This is a genomic window from Pseudomonas sp. ABC1, assembly GCF_013395055.1.
Lineage (GTDB): Bacteria > Pseudomonadota > Gammaproteobacteria > Pseudomonadales > Pseudomonadaceae > Stutzerimonas.
The window spans coordinates 722,233-743,673 of the sequence record NZ_CP058349.1; the positions used below are offsets into that span (position 1 = coordinate 722,233).

At 61.8% G+C, this 21,441-nt stretch carries 23 protein-coding genes; 12 read left to right on the plus strand and 11 right to left on the minus strand.

The features are described from left to right. Window positions 1-83: 83 nt before the first annotated feature. The 4 genes from lon (at window position 84) to cmoB (ending at window position 4,788) form a co-directional block, all read left to right on the plus strand. Window positions 84-2,468: an endopeptidase La gene (gene lon / locus HW090_RS03025; RefSeq protein ID WP_179112090.1), complete on the plus strand. Its 2,385-nt coding sequence runs from the start codon at window positions 84-86 to the stop codon at window positions 2,466-2,468. 70 nt (window positions 2,469-2,538) lie between these two features. Then, window positions 2,539-2,937: a protease inhibitor I42 family protein gene (locus tag HW090_RS03030; protein WP_179112091.1), complete on the plus strand. Its 399-nt coding sequence runs from the start codon at window positions 2,539-2,541 to the stop codon at window positions 2,935-2,937. A 148-nt stretch (window positions 2,938-3,085) separates the two neighbouring features. Further along, complete coding sequence (gene cmoA / locus HW090_RS03035) at window positions 3,086-3,829, plus strand: carboxy-S-adenosyl-L-methionine synthase CmoA (protein WP_179112092.1); 744 nt, start codon at window positions 3,086-3,088, stop codon at window positions 3,827-3,829. Then, window positions 3,826-4,788 carry a tRNA 5-methoxyuridine(34)/uridine 5-oxyacetic acid(34) synthase CmoB gene (cmoB, locus tag HW090_RS03040; protein ID WP_179112093.1) on the plus strand — a complete coding sequence of 321 codons (963 nt, stop codon included), beginning with the start codon at window positions 3,826-3,828 and terminating at the stop codon, window positions 4,786-4,788. Before cmoA ends, cmoB begins: the two co-directional genes overlap by 4 nt. Window positions 4,789-4,831: 43 nt before the next feature. On the opposite strand, the gene prmB is transcribed toward cmoB, so the two are convergent. Then, window positions 4,832-5,755 (minus strand): 50S ribosomal protein L3 N(5)-glutamine methyltransferase, encoded by a 924-nt coding sequence (gene prmB, locus HW090_RS03045; RefSeq protein ID WP_179112094.1) that lies wholly within the window; start codon window positions 5,753-5,755, stop codon window positions 4,832-4,834. A gap of 201 nt (window positions 5,756-5,956) precedes the next feature. On the opposite strand from prmB, the gene HW090_RS03050 reads away from it, so the two are divergent. The 5 genes from HW090_RS03050 to HW090_RS03070 all read left to right on the plus strand — a co-directional run bounded on the left by HW090_RS03050 (window position 5,957) and on the right by HW090_RS03070 (window position 8,536). Then, window positions 5,957-6,550, plus strand: coding sequence for a cysteine hydrolase family protein (locus HW090_RS03050; RefSeq protein ID WP_179112095.1), 594 nt, complete (start codon window positions 5,957-5,959; stop codon window positions 6,548-6,550). Between the two features lie 82 nt (window positions 6,551-6,632). Beyond that, window positions 6,633-6,953, plus strand: coding sequence for a hypothetical protein (locus tag HW090_RS03055; RefSeq protein ID WP_179112096.1), 321 nt, complete (start codon window positions 6,633-6,635; stop codon window positions 6,951-6,953). 51 nt (window positions 6,954-7,004) lie between these two features. Then, window positions 7,005-7,562, plus strand: coding sequence for a Smr/MutS family protein (locus HW090_RS03060; RefSeq protein ID WP_179112097.1), 558 nt, complete (start codon window positions 7,005-7,007; stop codon window positions 7,560-7,562). A gap of 114 nt (window positions 7,563-7,676) precedes the next feature. Continuing rightward, window positions 7,677-8,114: a hypothetical protein gene (locus HW090_RS03065; protein WP_179112098.1), complete on the plus strand. Its 438-nt coding sequence runs from the start codon at window positions 7,677-7,679 to the stop codon at window positions 8,112-8,114. Next, on the plus strand, window positions 8,111-8,536 hold the full coding sequence (locus HW090_RS03070; RefSeq protein ID WP_256930728.1) for an META domain-containing protein: 426 nt from the start codon (window positions 8,111-8,113) through the stop codon (window positions 8,534-8,536). Before HW090_RS03065 ends, HW090_RS03070 begins: the two co-directional genes overlap by 4 nt. Before the next feature lie 104 nt (window positions 8,537-8,640). Here the strand turns inward: HW090_RS03070 and HW090_RS03075 are convergent, their stop codons facing one another. From HW090_RS03075 to rpoE, 4 genes are all read right to left on the minus strand, one after another. Continuing rightward, window positions 8,641-10,050 carry a DegQ family serine endoprotease gene (locus HW090_RS03075; protein WP_179112100.1) on the minus strand — a complete coding sequence of 470 codons (1,410 nt, stop codon included), beginning with the start codon at window positions 10,048-10,050 and terminating at the stop codon, window positions 8,641-8,643. Window positions 10,051-10,225: 175 nt separating this feature from the next. After that, complete coding sequence (locus tag HW090_RS03080; RefSeq protein ID WP_179112101.1) at window positions 10,226-11,164, minus strand: MucB/RseB C-terminal domain-containing protein; 939 nt, start codon at window positions 11,162-11,164, stop codon at window positions 10,226-10,228. Between the two features lie 11 nt (window positions 11,165-11,175). Continuing rightward, window positions 11,176-11,811, minus strand: a complete 636-nt coding sequence (locus HW090_RS03085; RefSeq protein ID WP_179112102.1) for a sigma-E factor negative regulatory protein — start codon at window positions 11,809-11,811, stop codon at window positions 11,176-11,178. 31 nt (window positions 11,812-11,842) lie between these two features. Beyond that, complete coding sequence (rpoE, locus tag HW090_RS03090; RefSeq protein ID WP_179112103.1) at window positions 11,843-12,424, minus strand: RNA polymerase sigma factor RpoE; 582 nt, start codon at window positions 12,422-12,424, stop codon at window positions 11,843-11,845. A 334-nt stretch (window positions 12,425-12,758) separates the two neighbouring features. On the opposite strand from rpoE, the gene nadB reads away from it, so the two are divergent. Beyond that, window positions 12,759-14,372 carry an L-aspartate oxidase gene (gene nadB, locus HW090_RS03095; protein WP_179112104.1) on the plus strand — a complete coding sequence of 538 codons (1,614 nt, stop codon included), beginning with the start codon at window positions 12,759-12,761 and terminating at the stop codon, window positions 14,370-14,372. On the opposite strand, the gene HW090_RS03100 is transcribed toward nadB, so the two are convergent. Next, the gene (locus HW090_RS03100; protein WP_256930729.1) at window positions 14,341-14,724 is read right to left on the minus strand and encodes a protein YgfX; all 384 of its coding nucleotides are present in this window, start codon (window positions 14,722-14,724) and stop codon (window positions 14,341-14,343) included. The genes nadB and HW090_RS03100 overlap by 32 nt on opposite strands. Before the next feature lie 52 nt (window positions 14,725-14,776). Next, window positions 14,777-15,028, minus strand: a complete 252-nt coding sequence (locus HW090_RS03105) for a succinate dehydrogenase assembly factor 2 (protein ID WP_179112105.1) — start codon at window positions 15,026-15,028, stop codon at window positions 14,777-14,779. Between the two features lie 150 nt (window positions 15,029-15,178). On the opposite strand from HW090_RS03105, the gene HW090_RS03110 reads away from it, so the two are divergent. Together HW090_RS03110 and HW090_RS03115 are read left to right on the plus strand one after the other, a co-directional pair. After that, a complete protein-coding gene (locus HW090_RS03110) occupies window positions 15,179-16,123 on the plus strand; it encodes a folate-binding protein YgfZ (protein WP_179112106.1) in 945 nt (314 codons plus the stop codon). 22 nt (window positions 16,124-16,145) lie between these two features. Further along, window positions 16,146-16,982 carry an HDOD domain-containing protein gene (locus tag HW090_RS03115; RefSeq protein ID WP_179112107.1) on the plus strand — a complete coding sequence of 279 codons (837 nt, stop codon included), beginning with the start codon at window positions 16,146-16,148 and terminating at the stop codon, window positions 16,980-16,982. Window positions 16,983-17,011: 29 nt separating this feature from the next. On the opposite strand, the gene ung is transcribed toward HW090_RS03115, so the two are convergent. Genes ung through relA form a run of 4 tightly spaced genes read right to left on the minus strand, consistent with a single transcriptional unit; the run spans window position 17,012 to window position 21,398 of the window. Continuing rightward, window positions 17,012-17,707 carry a uracil-DNA glycosylase gene (gene ung / locus HW090_RS03120; protein WP_179112108.1) on the minus strand — a complete coding sequence of 232 codons (696 nt, stop codon included), beginning with the start codon at window positions 17,705-17,707 and terminating at the stop codon, window positions 17,012-17,014. A 10-nt stretch (window positions 17,708-17,717) separates the two neighbouring features. Continuing rightward, the gene (locus tag HW090_RS03125) at window positions 17,718-18,257 is read right to left on the minus strand and encodes a DUF2058 domain-containing protein (RefSeq protein WP_179112109.1); all 540 of its coding nucleotides are present in this window, start codon (window positions 18,255-18,257) and stop codon (window positions 17,718-17,720) included. Window positions 18,258-18,303: 46 nt separating this feature from the next. After that, window positions 18,304-19,137, minus strand: a complete 834-nt coding sequence (gene mazG / locus HW090_RS03130) for a nucleoside triphosphate pyrophosphohydrolase (protein WP_179112110.1) — start codon at window positions 19,135-19,137, stop codon at window positions 18,304-18,306. 17 nt (window positions 19,138-19,154) lie between these two features. After that, on the minus strand, window positions 19,155-21,398 hold the full coding sequence (gene relA, locus HW090_RS03135; protein WP_179112111.1) for a GTP diphosphokinase: 2,244 nt from the start codon (window positions 21,396-21,398) through the stop codon (window positions 19,155-19,157). Window positions 21,399-21,441 lie beyond the last annotated feature (43 nt).

Genomic DNA, 21,441 nt, shown 5'->3' on the forward strand with positions numbered 1-21,441 from the left:
CTCGGAGATACCTTCGGACGCCCGTTGAAAAGCCCAACCGCCCGCCCCATCTATATCGGTATGTATGAATCCAAGGTGCAGTAATGAACGACAATGCCGACCGGAATGCCGATCAGGAACTCATCTCCGCCACCCAGTTGGCGCTGCCGGATCAGGAACACCCTGACAAGCTCTACATCATTCCCATCCACAACCGCCCGTTCTTCCCGGCCCAGGTGCTGCCGGTCATCGTCAACGAAGATCCCTGGGCGGAAACACTGGAGCGGGTCGCCAACACGCCGCACAAGCGGCTGGCACTGTTCTACCTCGACAACCCGCCCCAGAACGGCGAACCCTTCGACCCGGACAGCCTGCCCGAACATGGCACCATGGTGCGCATCCACCATGCCTCGCGCGAAGGCGGCAAGCTGCAGTTCGTCGCCCAGGGCATGTCGCGGGTACGCATCCGTGGCTGGCTGCGGCGCAAGCCGCCCTACCTGGCGGAAGTCGAGTACCCACAGGGCGACGAAGATGCACGGGACGAGGTGAAGGCCTACGGCATGGCGCTGATCAACGCCATCAAGGAACTGCTGCCGCTCAACCCGCTGTACAGCGAGGAGTTGAAGAACTACCTCAATCGCTTCAGCCCCAATGCGCCTTCCCCGCTGACCGACTTCGCCGCGGCGCTGACCACCGCCCCCGGCAAAGAATTACAGGACGTGCTCGATTGCGTGCCGATCCTCAAGCGCATGGAGAAAGTGCTGCCGCTGCTGCGCAAGGAGGTCGAGGTCGCGCACCTGCAGAACGAGCTGTCTGCCGAAGTGAATCGGCAGTTGGGCGACCGCCAGCGGGAGTTCTTCCTCAAGGAACAGTTGCAGATCATCCAGCGCGAACTGGGCATCACCAAGGATGACCGCAGCGCCGACACCGACGAATTCCAGCAGCGCCTGAAAGGCAAGGCGCTTCCTCCGGCGGCACGCAAGCGGATCGACGAAGAACTGAACAAGCTGTCGATCCTGGAAACCGGCTCGCCGGAATACGCCGTGACGCGCAACTACCTGGACTGGGCCACAGCCCTGCCCTGGGGTGTCTACGGCAAGGACAAGCTGGACCTCAAGCGCGCACGCAAGGTGCTGGACAAGCACCACGCCGGGCTGGACGACATCAAGAGCCGCATCCTCGAATTCCTCGCCGTCGGCGCCTTCAAGGGCGAGATCAGCGGCGCCATCGTGCTGCTGATCGGCCCTCCCGGTGTCGGCAAGACCAGCATCGGCCGCTCCATCGCCGAATCCCTCGGGCGCCCCTTCTATCGTTTCAGTGTCGGCGGCATGCGCGACGAGGCCGAGATCAAGGGCCACCGCCGCACCTACATCGGCGCCCAACCCGGCAAACTGGTGCAGGCGCTCAAGGACGTCGAGGTGATGAACCCGGTGATCATGCTCGACGAGATCGACAAGATGGGCGCCAGCTACCAGGGCGACCCCGCTTCGGCGCTGCTGGAAACCCTCGATCCGGAGCAGAACGTCGACTTCCTCGACCACTACCTGGACCTGCGCCTGGACCTGTCCAAGGTGCTCTTCGTCTGCACCGCCAACACCCTGGACGCGATCCCCGGCCCGCTGCTCGACCGTATGGAAGTGATCCGCCTGTCCGGCTATATCACCGAGGAAAAGCTCGCCATCGCCAAGCGCCACCTCTGGCCGCGGCTGCTGGAAAAGGCCGGTATCCCCAAGGGGCGCCTGGCCATCAGCGACAGTGCCTTGCGCCAAGTCATCGAAGGCTATGCCCGCGAAGCCGGGGTGCGGCAACTGGAGAAGCAACTCGGCAAGCTGATACGCAAGACCGTGATACGCCTGCTCGAAGACCCCGAACTGACCGTGCGCATCACCCCGAAAGCGCTGGAGCAACACCTCGGCAAGCCGGTGTTCCGCACCGAGCAGGTACTCAGCGGAACGGGCGTGATCACCGGGCTGGCCTGGACCAGCATGGGCGGCGCCACCCTGCCGATCGAGGCCACGCGCATCCACACACTCAACCGGGGCTTCAAGCTCACCGGGCAACTGGGTGAGGTGATGAAGGAGTCTGCCGAGATCGCCTACAGCTACGTCAGCTCGCACCTGGCGGACTTCAAGGCGGATGCCACGTTCTTCGACGAGGCGTTCGTCCACCTGCACGTACCGGAAGGTGCCACGCCCAAGGACGGCCCCAGCGCCGGTGTCACCATGGCCAGCGCCCTGCTCTCCCTGGCCCGCAACCAGCCAGCGAAGAAAGGCGTGGCCATGACCGGCGAGCTGACCCTGACCGGACACGTACTGCCGATTGGCGGCGTGCGCGAGAAAGTCATAGCAGCCCGCCGGCAGAAAATCTTCGAGCTGATATTGCCCGAAGCCAACCGCGGCGACGTCGAGGAACTGCCCGACTACCTCAAGACAGGCTTGACCGTGCACTTCGCCAAGCGCTTCAGCGATGTGGCCAAGGTGCTCTTTTGAAAGCACGCGGGCCTGACCTTTTCACCCAGGCCCGCTATCCTGTCGGCACATAATCCAGATGGAAACGATCATGTCCGGAACCTCCTTGCGCCTGCTCGCCCCAATTGCCGCACTGCTGCTCGGCGCCTGCGGCACGACACCCACCGGCAGCGGCCTGGTCGTCAACGATGACAAGAACTGCCCACTGAAACTGCAGAACGGCCAGACACTGACCCTCGACCTGACCAGCAACCCCAGCACGGGCTATCGCTGGAAAATCGAAGAAGCCTCCAGCGACATCCTGAAAAGCCTCGGCCCGGAAGTCTTCCGCTCATCGCGCAAGGATGTGGTCGGCGCGGACGGCATCTCCAGTTGGCGCTTCCAGGCCGTACAAGCCGGCTCCGGTCGCCTGATCCTCAGCTACCAACGCCCGTGGGAAAACAACAGCGAACCGGCCGACCTGTTCGATTGCCGGATCGAAGTGGAATAGAGGTAACGCAGCCTCAGGTGCCGCAGCCGTGCAGGCCAGCCTTCGGCTCGCCAAGCATCCGCTGCTGCTTCGACGCTTCGCGTGGCCTGGTAGCCTGGGTCGGTCGCTGCTTCTATAATGACCGCCCCGTTCCAGTAGCCGACCCGCCGTGAGCCACGATCCCGACCGTCTCTTCGCCCAACCGTTGGGCCAGGTAAACGACTTCGTATTCAATGAGGACGTCGCGCGCGTCTTCCCCGACATGATCAAGCGCTCGGTGCCCGGTTACCCCACCATCGTGGAGAACATCGGCGTACTCGCGGCCAACTTCGCCCAACCCGACAGCCACCTCTACGACCTGGGCTGCTCGCTGGGCGCGGTCACCCAGGCGCTGCGCCGCCATGTGCGCAACGACAACTGCCGGGTCATCGCCGTGGACAACTCGCCGGCCATGGTCGAACGCTGCCGCGAATACCTGCATGCCCAGGATGCGATGTTCCAGGAACTGCTCCCGGTGGACGTGCTGGAAGGCGATATTCTCGAACTGGACTTCCAGCCGGCATCCCTGGTGGCGCTGAATTTCACCCTGCAATTCGTACCGCCGCCGCAACGTCCCCAATTGCTGCGCCGGATCCGCCAGGCCCTGCTGCCCGGCGGAGCACTGATCCTCTCGGAAAAACTGCGTTTCGAAGACCCACAACAGCATGAGCTGCTGACCGACCTGCATGTCGGGTTCAAACGGGCCAACGGCTACAGCGAACTGGAAATCGCCCAGAAACGCAGCGCCATCGAAAACGTGATGAAACCCGACAGCCTGGAAACCCATCGGCAACGGCTGCTGGAGGCTGGTTTTTCCTCCGTCACGCCCTGGTTCCAATGCCTCAACTTCGCCTCATTGATCGCCCTGCCATGAACCTCGACCTCTCTTCGCTGGCCAGGCACATGGCCCGCACACCGCTGGCCGACTGGAGCCAGTCACAGCAGGCCTTGCTGGATGCCCGGCTGGCAGTCGGCCACGGCGACCTGCCGCGCTGGAGCCGGGCCGTGGCTGCACTCCCGGCCATCACGCCACGATCCATCGAACTGCGCGATGGCTTCCAGCTTCATGGCGAATGCGATGAGGCGACCCAGGAAGCGGCCCGCCAGGCGCTCATGGGATTGTCGCCCTGGCGCAAGGGGCCTTTCGACGTGTTCGGTATCCATGTCGACACCGAGTGGTGCTCGGACTGGAAATGGAGCCGTGTTGCCCCGCACCTGGAGCTACAGGGCAAACGCATCCTCGACGTGGGCTGCGGCAATGGTTACTACATGTGGCGCATGCTCGGCGCGGGCGCAGACAGCGTGGTCGGCATCGATCCGAACTGGTTGTTCTTCTGCCAGTTCCAGGCCATGAAGCGCTACCTGCCGGACGCTCCGGCCTGGCACCTGCCCATCGGCATCGAGGAATTGCCGGCCCGGCTCGAAGGCTTCGATACGGTATTCTCCATGGGCGTGCTCTATCACCGGCGCTCGCCCATCGATCACCTGCTTGAGCTGCGCGACTGCCTGCTCAAGGGTGGCGAACTGGTGCTGGAAACCCTGGTCATCGAAGGCGACCAGCACAGCGTGCTGGTGCCGGAAGATCGCTATGCGCAAATGCGCAATGTCTGGTTCCTGCCGTCGGTGGCAGCACTGGAACTGTGGCTGCGCCGGGCCGGTTTCGCGGATATCCGCTGTGTCGATGTCAGCGTCACGCGCATCGAAGAACAACGCTCCACCGACTGGATGCGCTACCAGTCCCTGCCCGACTTCCTCGACGCCGACGATCACAGCCGGACGATCGAAGGTCTACCTGCCCCGATGCGTGCGGTTATCGTCGCGCGCAAGGCCTGAGCAGCGGCTGCCAGACGTATCCCGCCCGGCATTCCTCTGATGGCTATACGCCTTTCAGGCGCTGGCGAAACAGCGCCTGGTGCTCGCGACACTGACTGGCCGCCAGCAGGAACACACCATGGCCACCCTGCTGGAATTCCAGCCAGGTGAAGTCAACCTCAGGGTACAACGCCTGCACATGCACCTGGCTGTTGCCGACTTCGACGATCAACACACCGTTATCGGTCAGGTGATCGGCCGCCTCGGCCAGCATGCGACGGACCAGGTCCAGTCCGTCCTCGCCACAGGCCAGTCCCAGTTCAGGTTCATGCTGGTACTCCTCGGGCATGTCGGCGAAATCTTCGGCATCCACATACGGTGGATTGGAAACGATCAGGTCGAAACGCTGCCCGGGTAATCCATCGAAACCGTCGCCCTGGACGGTGTAGACACGATCCTCCAACTCATGCTGCTCGATGTTCCTGTTGGCCACCTCCAGAGCCTCGAAGGACAGGTCCGCCAACACCACCTCGGCCGCGCCGAATTCATAGGCACAAGCGATACCGATGCAACCCGAGCCGGTACAGAGGTCGAGAATGCGCGCAGGCTCCTGCGCCAGCCAGGGCTCGAAACGCTGGTCGATCAGTTCGGCAATCGGCGAGCGCGGAATCAATACCCGCTCATCGACCACGAAAGGCAGGCCGCAGAACCAGGCCTGTCCCAACAGGTAAGCCGTCGGCACGCGCTCATCGATACGCTTGCGCAGCAGTTCGTGCAGCGTTTCGCGCTCATCGTCTTCGAGACGGCAGTCCAGGTAGTGGTCCGCCATCTGCCAGGGCAGGTGCAATGCACCCAGGACCAACTGGCGCGCCTCATCCCAGGCATTGTCCGTACCATGGCCGAAGAACAGGTGCTCGGCATGAAAGCGGCTGACGGCCCAGCGGATATAATCGCGCAGGGTGCGCAGGCGGGAGGGCGAAGCGATCACAATGGCAACTCCTGTGATAGAAGGAGCGCCAGTTTAGCCCAAAGGCGACTGAGCTTTCCTCTGTGCTTCCCCTAAGATAGCCTTTCGCCCCTCGTAACAAGACGATTGCGCCGACAAGACGGGACATTGGAGCCCGCAGAGGTTCACAACCCTCGAATCCAGCGCGACAATCAGCCCCAGAACCTCAACAAGGAGCCCGAAATGTCCAAGCCACAGACCCTGCTTCAACTCAGTGGCCGCAGCTACGCCCCTGCCAAGTGGGCCAATGCCACCCTGCTGGTCATCGACGCTCAGGAAGAATATCGCAACGGGGCCCTTGCCTTGCCGAACCTCGAACCCTCGCTCTCGCAGATCACCCGACTGCTGAAGACCGCACGGGAGGTCGGCGCACCGGTCGTTCACGTCCATCACCTCGGCATCACCGCCGGCCTCTTCGACCCTCAGGGCCTGCGCGGGCAGATCATGCCGGAAGCCGCGCCACTGCCTGGCGAGTCGGTCGTCGCCAAGCGCCTGCCCAACGCCTTCGCCGGCACCGAACTGCATGACCTGCTGCAGAAGCATGGGCGCCTTGACCTGATCGTCTGCGGCTACATGACCCACTCCAGTGTCAGTACCACCGTGCGCGCCGCCAAGGACTACGGCTACCGTTGCACCCTGGTCGACAACGCCTGCGCCACCCGCCACCTGCCCCAGGGCGACGGGCAGATAGAGGCAGAGCTGGTGCATCGGGTGGAGATGACCATCCTTGCGGACAATTTCGCCGTCTGTGTCGACGACGCTGACGCGCTCATCTGAAATACCGCCCTTCTCCAGGCAGGTGAGTGAACCTGCCCCCCCTGTTCCGGTCATAGCCCTGTTCATGCAAGAGGTGACCGGAATGAGACTATCCGACAGGTTCGATGCGCGCCGCCTGCGGCCACGTGACCCGAGAAAGGGCTGGCGCTGGCGCCTGGGCCTCCTGCTGGCGCTGCTGATCGTCGCTACCGGCCTCGCGCTCTCGTTCAGCGGTACCCTCCTGCTGTTCGAACGCGGGGATATCCTCGCCATGCAGGCCAATCGCGCCACCGGCAGTACATTGCTGATCAGCGGAATCGTGCTGCTCTGGGGCGGAATAGCGTTCTGGCGTCGCCTGCGCCGCCGGCTGCGCCAGACCGGTTCGTTGAGTCTGTCCCCGGAACTGATGAAAAAGCGTGACTGAAATCCCGTAGCGGATGCCATGGAGTAAACTGCCGCCACTTTGGAGGCCCCCATGCAAGACGACGACTTTTCACTGTTCAAGGACGCGGTCCGTGGCGTGAAGCCCATCACCGACGACCGCGCCGATACCGGCAAGACTCGCACCAATCAACAGCAGATCGCCAAACGCCGCGCTCATGCGGTGACCAGCCAGGTATCCGTGCAGATAGACGGACTCTCCGATCAGTTCGTCATCGACGTGACGGCGGAGGAAGAACTCTACTGGGCCCGCGATGGCGTGCAGGACAGCCAGATGCGCAAGCTCAAGGCCGGACAGATCGCTTTCGAAGGCAGTCTCGACCTGCATGGCTTGTCGGTGGAAAAAGCCCGCGAACAATTGTGGGCCTTCATCGCAGAAGCCAACCGCTATGAAATCCGCTGCGTGCGTATCACCCACGGCAAGGCCGCGCGACTGGATGGCAAACGCCCGCTGATCAAGAGCCACGTCAACACTTGGCTGCGCCAGCATCCGCAAGTCCTCGGCTTCAGCTCATGCCTGCCTCGCCATGGCGGCACCGGCTCGATCTACGTGATGCTCAAGCGAACCATGCTCGAAGGGCGCGACGAGTAACCTGGCACTTTTATACGGGCGCAGGGCGACCACCCTGGATACGCACCGCCAACTGTAGATTTAAACGTCAACAGCCCCTAGCATTGCTGCCCTCGCAGAGCGACTGACAGAACCATGGCCGAACACGACTTCCGCTACACCCTCTTGAGCCCCGCCCATACCCTGACCGAATGCCGGGCATTGATGCCAGGCCGTTATCAGGTCACGGGCAGCGGTGGCTCGATACGCCCCGAAGACACCCTGATCGTCACCCTCAAGGGCAGCCGCGACCTGTCGCAACGCCTGGTCGTGGAGAAGGTTCGCCACCTGATCAATCCGCCCGGCCAATGGATCGCCGTGGCCAAAGGACCGGTCTTCAAAGAACTGGAAATCCTCAACTGGCAGGTCAACTGTGACGCCTGCGAGAAAACCCTCGACTTCGAGTTCGCCCACGACGCCGCCACTGGCCAGGCCCAGCGGGCGCAGAGCGCGGAAGCACGAATCACCGAACTTGGCTGGACCAGCCTGCAAGGACGCCATCTATGCCCCACCTGCAAGGAACACGCACAGTGAGATCTGCCCTCCTGCCCATCACCCTGCTGGGCCTGGCGGTCGCGGGCTGCACCCGTGAAAGCGCCTCGCCTTCCCAGGCACCGCAGCCGCCTCAGACTCACCTGACCTATATTGCCGAATGGGTCGGCGAGGATGCCGTCATTGGCCGCAACCCTGTCTCCCTGACCCTGGCGGATGATCGCGCCTATGGCAATGCGGGTTGCAACCACTGGTTCGCCAACTATCAGTTGGAGGGGGAATCCATTCGCTTCACCGACATCGGTAGCACGCGCAAGCTCTGCCTCGATGAAATCATGCAGCAGGAGCGGCACTTCCTTGACCTTCTGGGCAAGGTCGAACGCTGGGATATCTCCAACATCGACCAATTGCGCTTCTGGCCTGCCGAAGGCAAGCCGCTGCGCTTCTGGCCTGCCCAGGAATAGAGCCAAGGCCACACAGCCACCAACGAAAACGCCCCGAACCAGTCGGGGCGTTTTCGTTTAGCGCATTCCCAAGGCCGGGCAGGCTATTGCCTGCCCGGCAAGTGTCACTCAGCCAGCTTGAACGTAATGAAACTGGCGCGCCCTTGACGCAGTACGCGCATGGAAACCGAACGATTCTTCGGCAACTGCTCGGCGACCTTGCCAAAGGTACTCGCACTGTTGATCGCCTGATTGTTCAGGTGCGTGATCACATCGCCTGGACGCAGACCGATCATCGCTGCCGGGCCATCCATGACCTCGCTGATAACCACACCACCCTGCAGGTCGAGGTTGCGTTTCTGCTCGGCAGTCAGTTCGCTCACCTTGACGCCCAGGCGATTGCTGCTCTTGGCCGGGCCACTACCGCTGGCCGCGACCTCTTCGCCATCCTCGGGTAGCGCGCCGATAGCCAGGCTCAGGGTCTTGCGGTCACCTTCACGGACAACCTCCATCCTCGCCTTGCTGCCCGGTTTCAACGAACCGACCAGATGCGGAAGATCGGCGGACATGATGATCGGCTTGCCATTCAGGCTGAGGATCACATCACCCACCCGCAGGCCGCCTTTGGCAGCCGGGCCGCCATCGAGCACCTGGGCAACCAGGGCACCAGCCGGACGCTCGAGACCGAAGGACTCGGCCAGGTCCTTGTTCACTTCCTGGATGACCACACCCAACCAGCCACGATTGACCTTGCCTGACGTGCGCAACTGGCCAGCGACATCCATCGCGACATCGATTGGAATCGCGAAGGAAAGCCCCATGAAGCCACCGGAGCGGGTGAATATCTGCGAGTTGATGCCAACGACCTCGCCCGCGAGGTTGAACAGCGGTCCACCGGAGTTACCCGGGTTGATCGCGACGTCGGTCTGGATGAAAGGCACATAGCTGTCGTTCGGCAGGTTGCGCCCGGTGGCGCTGACGATGCCCGAGGTGACCGTATGATCGAAGCCGAATGGCGAACCGATGGCCAGGACCCACTCGCCCACCTTCAACTTGCTCGAATCTCCGAGCTTGACGGTCGGCAGCCCCTTGCCTTCGACCTTGAGCACTGCCACGTCGGTCCGCGGGTCGGCGCCGATCAGTTTCGCTTCCAGTTCGCTACGGTCAGGCAGGCGCACGATGATTTCATCGGCATCCGCCACTACATGGTTGTTGGTCAGGATGTAGCCATCGTCGGAGATGATAAAGCCCGAGCCAAGGGACTGAGCCTCGCGCTGCTGCCCTCTACTACCCGGAGCCTGCGGGATACTGCGCTCGAAGAACTCACGAAAGATCGGCGGCAGCCCTTCAAGGTCCGGCATCTGCGCGCTGGCGCTGCGCACCGGGACATTCTGTTTGGTACTGATATTGACGACGGCTGGCGAAGCATCCTCCACCAACGAGGTGAAGTCCGGCAGCTCGGCATGGGCAAGCAAGGCCTGGCCCAGCAATGCGATACCGGCACAAAAGGCCAGACAGGTCTTTCGATTGAACATGATCCAAGTCCCCACTGAATAAAGCCAAGAAAACAACTACTGGATCAACTTCCAGTACAACACATTTCCGATATGGCGGCAGATACCCCAGGCTATCCGTCCTCCACACCCCGGCAACCCAAGGGACAAACGATAAACAAGGTGCATTCACACAGCAAGGCAGCCATCGCGTCCATCAAGGCTCGACTCCCCCGGCATAACGCATGGACCACACCACCCGCTCCGCCACCAGCAACGGGACATCCCCAAGCACCGTGGCCATCACCGCCCCCTTCCTCGTACTGAGTCGATGGGAAACGGTCACTGTCGAGCCTGCCTGCCGAGTCACCTCCTCGCCAGCAGCACCACTCAAGGGTTCGAGAAAGATCGAAAACCTGGCCAGGCCATCACCGTAGCCAAGCCATGTGACCGGCTCCCCGGAAGACGGATCAGGCGCGGTATCGCTGGCCAGCAGTTGGAACCCTGGAGGCACCCAGTCCGAGTACCAGCCGGATGCCTGGTGCCTGGAGCGCGGTACCAGGGGCTTGCAGGCAGCCCCAGACGCAAGCTCGCTGGGGGCAGGTACGACCGATGTATTGAAACTCACGAATTGAAGCCGCTCCAGTGGCCTCTGCTGCTCGTCATGGAGAACGGATTTGAGCAACAAGGCACTGTCACGGTCCAGATGCAGCTCGAGGCTATGCCGAAAGCGGTCCTTCGCCGTAACGGAAAGTACCACGGCCGGCCTTGCCGCAACCCTGGACTCACCGATCAGGCGGAAATCGTAATACCGGGAAAGTGCTTCCAGATTGGAAGGAAAGGTATGCAGCACCTGAAAGAGACCCACTGACGCAGTCATTTCATCGGACATGCAAACGGAGCCACCTTCACTCCTGGCCAACTCGGCGGGCGCTCCGTCGAGTTGCAGGATCCGCTCCCGAGACACCCCATCGCCGACCTGCTGCCATATGGCATGTGTCGACAGGTTGCCATCTTTCTCATGGATGAATGTGCCGGAGTAGCTCTGCCGGTACTCGGCATCGATAAGACGGTTTATCCATTCATCGGCGTCCGTTGCAAAGGCTGGCGTCGATAGCCAGCCCCACGCGAGAACGAACGACAGGGAGCGACGCATTCAAAATCTACTCAGCGCTCTTCCATGCTCGCGGCCTGAGCATGGGGCGTGACAGCCTTGGCTTCGTCGCCAAAGGCAGCCTGCTGTGCATGCTGGCGGATATAGGAAGGCAGGCGCTGCTCATGCCAGCCGGAGGCCGGTTCGGTTTCGGAAACCGTCTGCACCTTGGCGCCACCCTCTTCGCTGTAACCCGCCAGAATGGCAGGCCCTTGAGGCACAGCGGACACATTCAGGCCTGGCTGAACGGTTTGTTGCGCCAACTGAGGAGCGGAGACATCGTCCTGATTGTACAAGCGCACTCCGGCAAGCACCGCGACCGTCACGGATGCAGCGACAGCAATGCGCCCGACACTGCGCCAGGCAGAAGCCGCCCGTGCAACGGGAGTTTCCGCGCGGGGTGCCTCGACGTGGTCGATGGACTCGTTCGCCAGGGCTGCGGATACGGCAGCCGCGATATCCAGCCGCGGTTCGATCAGATCCTTGTGCATGGCGGCACGAGCGATCTGGTATCTCAACCAAGTCGAACGCAACTCCTCGTCACCATCGCCTGACTCGCCATCCACGGCGAGTACCCGGCGCAACTCCAACTCGTCCGCTTCGTTATCCATCACCGCGGACAGCGATTCATGCAGTGCTTCACGACTCATTGCGATTCCTCTCTTGGCTGTCGCCGCTGTCTCAGGACTCATGTAACAAGGGTTGCAGCGCCTTATCGATGGCTTCGCGCGCACGAAAGATTCGAGAGCGCACCGTTCCCACCGGACACTGCATGACACTGGCAATCTCTTCATAGCTGAGGCCATCGAACTCGCGCAGGGTCAATGCCGTGCGCAAATCCTCGGGCAACTGCTGAATCGTGCGATGCACAGTGCCTTCTATCTCGTCCCTGAGCAAAGATCGCTCCGGTGATTCGATATCCTTGAGGGCGTGATCGCCTTCATAGAATTCGGCATCCTCGGAACTCACATCGTTATCTGGCGGACGCCGTCCACGTGCGACCAGATGGTTTTTCGCTGTATTGATGGCAATGCGGTACAGCCATGTATAGAAAGCACTGTCACCACGAAAATTACTGAGTGCACGATAGGCCTTGATGAACGCTTCCTGCGCCACGTCCTGAGCCTCATGGGAGTCGTGCACGAAACGCACGATCAAACCGAGGATCTTGTGCTGGTACTTCAGCACAAGCAGATCAAAAGCCCGCTTGTCTCCTCGCTGCACTCGTTCGACCAACTGCTGGTCCTGCTCCTGGGTCAGCATGAGTACGCCTCCATCGACATGAAGGGTATCCGCTCACACCAGCAAACCGACCTGCCTGAATAGACTCGGGCTTTCTGCAAAAGTTCTCCCCCTCATAGCACGCTTTCCACAATGCATCTTGGCATTGCATGCGGTCTCCTCGATGAGCCAAGGATGCCGTTCTGATTGGCAAATATTGCGGCAACTACCCATAGCAGGGAAGCGATGGCAGTTTGCATCCATCATCCGTCTATAGAAACAGCCCCAGAACAAAAGTTCCCACATACTGCCGAGACTATTTTGCCGCAGGGTGCCATCTATATACTAGGCGGTGACATTCTGCCCGGACATCCACATGAGCCACTACCATCGATACGACGTTCTGGTCATCGGCAGCGGCGCTGCCGGCCTGACACTGGCACTCAACCTGCCCGAACATTTCCGGATCGCGGTACTCAGCAAGGGCGACCTTGCCAATGGTTCGACCTATTGGGCACAAGGCGGCGTCGCTGCTGTCCTGGACGAAAGCGACACGGTCGACGCCCATGTCGAAGACACCCTGGATGCCGGCGGCGGGCTTTGCAGGGAAGATGCCGTACGCTTCACCATCGAGCACAGCAGGGAGTCCATCGAATGGCTCATCCAGCAGGGGGTTCCCTTTACCCGCGACACGGAGGGCGATGAACACGGCAGTTTCGAGTTCCACCTGACACGCGAGGGCGGCCATAGCCATCGGCGCATCATCCATGCAGCCGATGCAACGGGGGCCGCAATATTCAACTCGCTGCTCGAATGCGCCCAGGCCCGGTCGAATATCGACCTGCAACAGCAACGTGTCGCGATAGACCTGATCACCGAGAGCAAACTGGGACTGCCCGGAAAACGCTGCCTGGGCGCCTATGTACTGGACCGCAACAGTGGCGAAGTCGATACCTACCAGGCTCGCTTCGTCGTGCTTGCCTCGGGCGGAGCCGCCAAGGTCTACCTCTATACCAGCAACTCCGACGGTGCCTGCGGCGATGGCATCGCCATGGCCTGGCGCGCCGGCTGCCGGGTCGGCAACCTGGAGTTCAACCAGTTTCACCCAACCTGCCTCTACCACCCGCAAGCGAAGAACTTCCTCGTCACCGAAGCCCTGCGCGGCGAAGGCGCGCAGCTCAAGCTGCCGACCGGCGAGCGCTTCATGCAGAACTTCGACCCACGCGCGGAGCTGGCACCACGAGACATCGTCGCCCGCGCCATCGACCACGAGATGAAGCGCCTGGGCATCGATTGTGTCTACCTCGACATCAGCCACAAGCCAGCCGACTTCATCACCAGCCACTTCCCGACGGTCTACGAGCGCTGCCTGAGCTACGGAATCGACATCACCCGACAAGCCATTCCGGTCGTCCCCGCCGCGCACTACACCTGCGGTGGCGTCCTCGTCGACCAGCGTGGCCGCACCGATGTGCCAGGGCTCTACGCCATCGGCGAAACCAGCTTCACCGGGCTGCACGGAGCCAACCGGCTGGCCAGCAACTCGCTGCTGGAGTGCGTGGTCTATGGCCGTTCGGCGGCACTGGATATCACTCGCCAGGCAGACATGCCCGACCCGTCGCCCACACTGCCAAACTGGGATGCCAGCCAGGTCACGGATTCGGATGAAGATGTGATCATCGCCCACAACTGGGACGAGCTACGGCGTTTCATGTGGGACTACGTCGGCATCGTGCGCACCGACAAACGCCTGGCCCGCGCACAGCACCGGGTTCGCCTGCTGCAAAGCGAGATTGACGAGTTCTACAGCAATTACAGAGTCAGCCGCGACCTGATCGAACTGAGGAACCTGGCGCTGGTTGCCGAGCTGATCATTCTTTCAGCCATGCAGCGCAAGGAAAGCCGGGGCCTGCACTATACGCTGGACTATCCAGACACCCTCCCCGTTGCCCAGGACACTATTCTGCAACCGCCCACCTATGGCGACTGAATCGGAGCAGAACACGCAGGCGCCGGTGATCGTCGGGCGACATGGCGTCAGCAGGCAGGCACAGGCTTTCGGCAAATAGACGGCCCGGGCGGCGCAAACGCAAGACGATGAGCAAGGGAGAAGCCAGGGTGTCCGTGCACAGTGTCACATCCTGCCACCCCTGCCCGGCACACCACAGGTGCCAACCCTGCGCATCATGTCGCAGCCTGCACCATGCGCCAGGGTTGTTCGGAAAGACAAAACGAAACATGAACCAGACTGCGTGCACCAGGCAGAACGCCAACATCGCGCCCATCAGCACCAGCGGCGCACCACTCTGCAAGACCGCCACGCACGCCACCACCCAGAGCATCAGGTAAAGCCCCAGCAACCCGGGTGAAGGTCGCCAGGCACATTCGAAGGTGCTATGGCTGTACACGATCGAGAATCATACGAACCATGCGTTGCAGGTCCGCATCCTCCGGCTCCGAACGCTGCATGAACCAACCGAACATATCCTGGTCCTCACAACTGAGCAGCTTGCGATAACGGCGCTGATCCTCTTCATCGAGGTCGCTGTAGACCTCTTGCAGGAAAGGGACCAGCAGTACGTCGAGCTCCAGCATGCCCCGACGGCTCTGCCAGAAAAGACGATTGAGTTCGGATTGATCGACCATGCCACACAACTCCTTTGAACAGGCCGCACAGTATATAGCTGCAGCCATCAACCACCATGAAAAGAAAGCGTTGTTTCGCATGCCCGACCTTACCAGGCAGCCACTGCTCACTGCTATGATGCTTATCTCGGAATCACAATGACGGCACCCATGACCGACACCGCTTCTTCCTGTCTCCTGTCGCATGAAGGCGTCCTTGCCGTACGCGGACCGGACGCAGGCAAATTCCTGCAGGGTCAACTGACCTGCAACATCAATTACCTGAAGCCTGAACAGTCCAGCCTTGGAGCGCGCTGCACCTCCAAGGGGCGCATGCAATCGAGTTTCCGCATCTGCTCCCATGAGGACGGCTACCTGCTGGCCATGGCCCGTGAACTGCTCGCTCCCCAACTGAGTGACCTGGGGAAATACGCCGTTTTCTCCAAGTGCAAGCTGAGTGACGAAAGCGAGTATTGGACACGCCACGGCCTGTTCGCCTGCGAAGCGCAACTTGCTGCATTGGACCTGACCAGCCCTGGCGTGGCCAACCAAGTGACTCGCACCGACGGCCTGTTCGCCATCGGGCTTGGCAACCGCCGGGTAGAATTGTGGGTATCGCCAGAAAAGGCCGAACAGGTTGCGAAGATCCTGCAGACGACCACCCAAGCACCACTCAACGAATGGCTACTGGGCCAGATTCGTTCAGGGGTCGGCCAGGTATTCGGCGGGACGCGCGAGTTGTTCATCCCGCAGATGATCAACCTGCAAGCCGTAGGCGGCGTAAGTTTCAGGAAAGGCTGCTATACGGGGCAGGAAATCGTTGCGCGCATGCAGTACCTGGGCAAGCTCAAACGCAGGCTGCAACGCCTACGCGCAGACCTGCCAGGACACGTATTGCCGGAGCCAGGCAGTGAGCTGTTCTCCCCCGTGCATGACTCCAGTGTTGGCGAAGTTGTCCTCGCAGCAACCGACGCGGCAGGCTTCGAACTGCTGGCGGTACTGCAGGAAAACGCCGTGAGCGATGGCCGTATCCACCTCGGCGCACCGAACGGGATCGAGCTGAAGCTACTGGACCTGCCCTATGAACTGGACAGCGACCGGGAAATTCAGCGCTGACGAGCCGACGACGAGGAACAGCATGAGCAGCCTAGCGGAAAGAGTTCAGTGCGAACTGATTCAGGCCATCGAGAACGATGACCTGATTCTGCCTACGCTGCCGGAAGTGGCGCAGATGGTCCGCGAGGCTGCGTCCAACCCTGAAATACGCACCAGCGAGCTGTGTCGGGTGATCGGCAACGATGCGGCCCTGAGCGCCCGTATCATCAAGGTGGTCAACAGCCCTCTGCTGCGGGCCAGCAAGGAAATCAACGACCTGCACGCAGCCATCAACCGCCTGGGCATCAACTACACGAGCAACCTGGCGACCGGCCTGGCCATGGAGCAGATGTTCCGGGCGACCACCGATGTGGTCAACCGGAAGATGCGCGAGGTCTGGAAGAAGAGCACCGAAATCGCCGGTATCAGCCATGTCCTGTGCAGAAAGCACGCCCGGCTGATGCCAGACCAGGCGACCCTGGCCGGCCTGCTCTACCAGATCGGCATCCTGCCCATCCTGACCTACGCAGAAGAGAATCGCGCCTTGCTGGCCGACGAGATCAGCCTCAACCATGTGATCGAGAAGATACACCCGACCCTCGGCGAAAAACTGCTGCGCACCTGGGAGTTCATCGACGGGATCGCCCTGGTGCCCACCCAGTACCAGGACTTCAACCGCGACTCCGGCTCACCGGACTACACCGACATCGTCCAGGTCGCCATCCTGCAGAGCTACCGAGGCACGTCACACCCTTATGCCAGCCTCCCCTGGGCCGAAGTACCGGCATTCCAAAAGCTGGGCATAGACCCTGTCAGCCAGTTCCGCCACGGCGACGAGTCCGACATCGACATCCAGGAAGCCAAACACCTGCTGCGCTGACAGCGCCCCAGAACGTCCGGCCTGCGGTTTCAAACCTGTGCCGGCAGTTGCCAGTCTATCGGCTCCATCCCATGCTGCTGCAAGAACTGGTTGGCACGACTGAAGTGGCCATTGCCGATAAAACCACGGTGGGCCGAAAGCGGTGACGGGTGCACGGACTTGAGCAGCAAGTGCCGGGTAGGATCGATCAGATGCGACTTGCTCTGGGCATGCGAGCCCCAGAGGATGAAGACTAGGTGCGGGCAACGCTCACTGACCACCTGAATGATCCGATCGGTGAACGTCTGCCAGCCAATCTTGGCATGTGAACCCGCCTGCGCACGCTCGACGGTCAGGGACGTGTTGAGCAGCAGGACACCCTGGTCAGCCCAGTGTTGCAGGTAACCGTGATTGGGAATCTCCAGGTTGAGGTCACGCTTGAGCTCCTTGTAGATGTTCTGCAAGGACGGCGGCGCCGGCACACCGGGCTGTACCGAGAAGCACAGGCCATGGGCCTGACCGGGACCGTGATAAGGGTCCTGGCCGAGAATGACCACCTTCACCCGATCCAGCGGCGTGGAATCGAGCGCACTGAATATCTTCGGCCCAGGTGGGTAGATGACCTTGCCCGCCTGCTTTTCTCGTACGAGAAAATCCTTCAGCGCCTGCATGTAAGGCTGCTGGAACTCCTCATGCAGGGCCTCTTTCCAACTGGCATCGAGCTTGATGCGATCATCCTGGCTCATGCGCCTCTCCTCACCACATCAGATCGTCCGGCACCTGGTAGGCGGCATAAGGATCGTCGGCATCCGGCTCCTGCGTGCGCTCGTTGAGCAACACGACACGACGCGGGTCGCGCTCCTGCACCTTGAGGGCCGCATCGCGCGGAATGACTTCATAGCCACCGCCGTGACGCACGATGGCCAGGGAACCGCTGGACAGCTTGTCGCGCATGAGTGCGTTGACCGAAAGGCGCTTGACCTTCTTGTCGTCGACGAAATTGTAGTAGTCGTCGATATCCAGCTTCGGCAGGCGGCTGGTTTCGATCAGTTGCTTGACCTGTGCGGCGCGGGCCTTCTGCTCGGCCTTTTCCTTCTGCTGGCGATTGAGTTCCTGATCGCGCGCCAGCTTCTCGGCCTGGGCCTGCAACGCAGCCTGGCGTTGCGAGTCATCTTTCTCGACCTGACCTTTTTTCTCCAGGCGCTGCTGCTTCTGTTGCTGCTTGCCCGCCTGCTTGGCCTGCTTCTCGTTGACCAGGCCTGCCTTGAGCAACTGATCGCGTAATGAAATACCCATAACCTCCCCCAATCAGGTGACAGTCACCGCCAGACGAAAGGCCGGATCATAGCCTGTCCGTCGATGCCTGCGCATGCTTCTCATGCTGTTTGGACAGTTCCCACAAAGCGTCCTGCTCCGCCAGGGAAGCCTGTTCGACGGCTTTGCCCTGAAGGCGCAAGCGCTCCTCGATAAAACGGAAACGTCGCTCGAATTTCTCGTTGGCGGCCCGTAGCCCGGCCTCAGGGTCCACGTTCAGATGACGCGCCAGGTTCACCACGGCAAAGAGCAGGTCGCCCAGTTCCTCGGCCACCGCCTGCGGCTCGGAGGCATTCAGCACCTCATCCAGTTCTTCACGAACCTTGTCCGCCACCGGCGCCACGTCGGGCCAATCGAAACCGACCCGTGCCGCACGCTTCTGCAACCTGGCCGCGCGGTTCAGCGCCGGCAGCGCCACAGGCACGTCATCCAGTAGCGACAATTGCTGAGGGCTCTCGGCCCGCTCCGCACGCTCCTGCGCCTTGATCTCTTCCCAGCGCCGATTGATGGCGTCCTCGTCCAGGCGCGGCAGGTCGACGGCGCCATAGAGATCGCCATCGGGAAAGACATGGGGATGACGGCGCACCAGCTTGCGGACGATGCCATCGACCACATCGGCAAAGGCGAAACGCCCCTCTTCGGCGCCCAGTTGGCTGTAATACACCACCTGGAACAGCAGATCGCCCAACTCGCCCGGTAACTGACCAAGATCGCCTCGCTCGATGGTGTCGGCCACCTCGTAGGCTTCCTCCAGGGTGTGCGGCACGATGCTGCGATAGTCCTGGCGCAAGTCCCACGGACAACCGTGCTGCGGATCACGCAGGCGCGCCATGAGGTGCAGCAGGTCATCCAGGCGGTACATCGGCTTCTCCCTATCCATCACGAGGTCCGCTGGCGGCGCGCTTCGATGATGTTAGGCAACTGGGAGATACGCCCAAGCAGTCGCCCCAGAGCGCCCAGGCCGGGAATCTCGATGGTCAGCGACATCTGTGCGGTGCTGTCTTCCTTGTTCGAGCGGGTATTCACCGAAAGCACGTTGATGCGCTCGTTCAGCAGCATCTGCGAGACATCGCGCAGCAGGCCGGCGCGGTCGTAGGCACGGATGACGATATCCACCGGATAGGTCTTCTCCGGCACCGGCCCCCAGCTCACCTGAATGATGCGCTCTGGCTCGCGCCCGCTCAGTTGCAGCACCGAGGCGCAATCCTGGCGGTGGATACTGACGCCACGCCCCTGGGTGATATAGCCGACGATCGGGTCGCCCGGCAGCGGCTGGCAACAACCGGCCATCTGCGTCAGCAGGTTGCCGACGCCCTGGATCTGCACGTCGTCGCGACGGCCCGGCTTGATCGGTGTCGGCCGACGCGGGATCAGTTCCAGCTGGTCCGAGCCGCGCTCCGGCTCCACCATCTGCTGGGCCAGGCCCACCAGATGCGCCAGGCGCAGGTCACCAGCCCCCAGGGCGGCGAACATATCCTCGGCGGCTTTCAGGTTGGCCTTCTCGGCCAGGCGCTCGAAGTCCACCGAAGGGAAATCCAGACGCCCCAGCTCACGTTCGAGCAGCACACGCCCGGCAGCAACGTTCTGGTCACGCGCCTGCAACTTGAACCAGTGGACGATCTTCGCCCGCGAGCGGTTCGAGGTGATGTAGCCCAGGTTGGGGTTCAGCCAGTCACGGCTGGGCGCCCCCTGCTTGCCGGTGATGATCTCGACCTGCTCGCCGGTCTGCAGGCTGTAGTTGAGCGGCACGATGCGCCCGTTGACCTTGGCCCCCCGGCAGTTATGGCCGATCTCGGTGTGCACACGGTAGGCGAAGTCCAGCGGCGTGGCCCCCTTGGGCAGGTCGATGGCGTGGCCGTCGGGGGTGAACACATAGACCCGATCCGGCTCGATGTCGCCACGCAACTGCTCGGCCAGGCCACCGATATCGCCCAGTTCCTCGTGCCATTCGAGCACCTGGCGCAACCAGGCGATCTTCTCTTCGTAGTGGTTGGAGCCGGAATTGACGTCCGTGCCCTTGTAGCGCCAGTGCGCGCAGACGCCCAGCTCAGCCTCCTCGTGCATCGACTGGGTGCGTATCTGCACCTCCAGCACCTTGCCTTCAGGGCCAAGCACAGCGGTGTGCAGGGAGCGGTAGCCATTTTCCTTGGGGTTGGCGATGTAGTCGTCGAATTCCTTGGGGATGTGTCGCCACAAAGTGTGCACGATGCCCAGCGCGGTGTAGCAATCACGCACCTCCGGCACCAGCACACGGACGGCACGCACATCGTAGATCTGGCTGAACTGCAGCCCTTTGCGCTGCATCTTGCGCCAGATCGAATAGATATGCTTCGCCCGACCATCGATCTCGGCCTGGATGCCGGTGGCCGCCAGTTCGTCCTTGAGCTGCTTGACCACATTCTGGATGTACTGTTCGCGGTCGAGGCGACGCTCATGCAGAAGCTGGGCGATCTTCTTGTATTGCTCGGGCTCCAGGTAGCGGAAGGACAGGTCTTCCAGCTCCCACTTGATATGGCCGATGCCCAGCCGGTGGGCCAGCGGCGCATAGATATCGAAGACCTCGCGGGCCACCCGCAGGCGGCGCTCGTCGTCGGCGTTCTTGACCGCGCGGATGGCGCAGGTGCGCTCGGCCAGCTTGATCAGCGCGACACGCACGTCGTCGACCATGGCCACCAGCATCTTGCGCAGGTTGTCCACCTGGGTCTGGCTGCCCAGCACCAGCGAATCACGCGGGTTGAGGCTGGCACTGATGGCGGCCATGCGCAGCACGCCTTCGATCAGCTTGGAGACGACCGCCCCGAAGCGCCCACGCACGGTTTCCAGGCTGATCTTGCCTTCACGCACGCCCCGGTAGATCAATGCCGCCACCAGGCTTTCCTGGTCCAGCTTGAGGTCGGCGAGGATGACCGCGATGTCCAGCCCGGTCAGATAGCAGAGTCCTTCGCGGCCAGGCGTCTTCTTCTGCGCATCGGCCTGCTGCTCGGCATCGCGAGCGAACTCGCAGGCCTGGCGTAATCCTTCTCGGTTCAGCGCCGGGTCCATCGACAACACATGGTCCAGCCAACCCTCGAGGTTGACGCTGCCATCGTCGTTGATCGTTTGGAGCGCTCTAACCTGTACCATCTCGCCATTCCTCTACGCAGATGCTGCGTACACATGTCGGCAT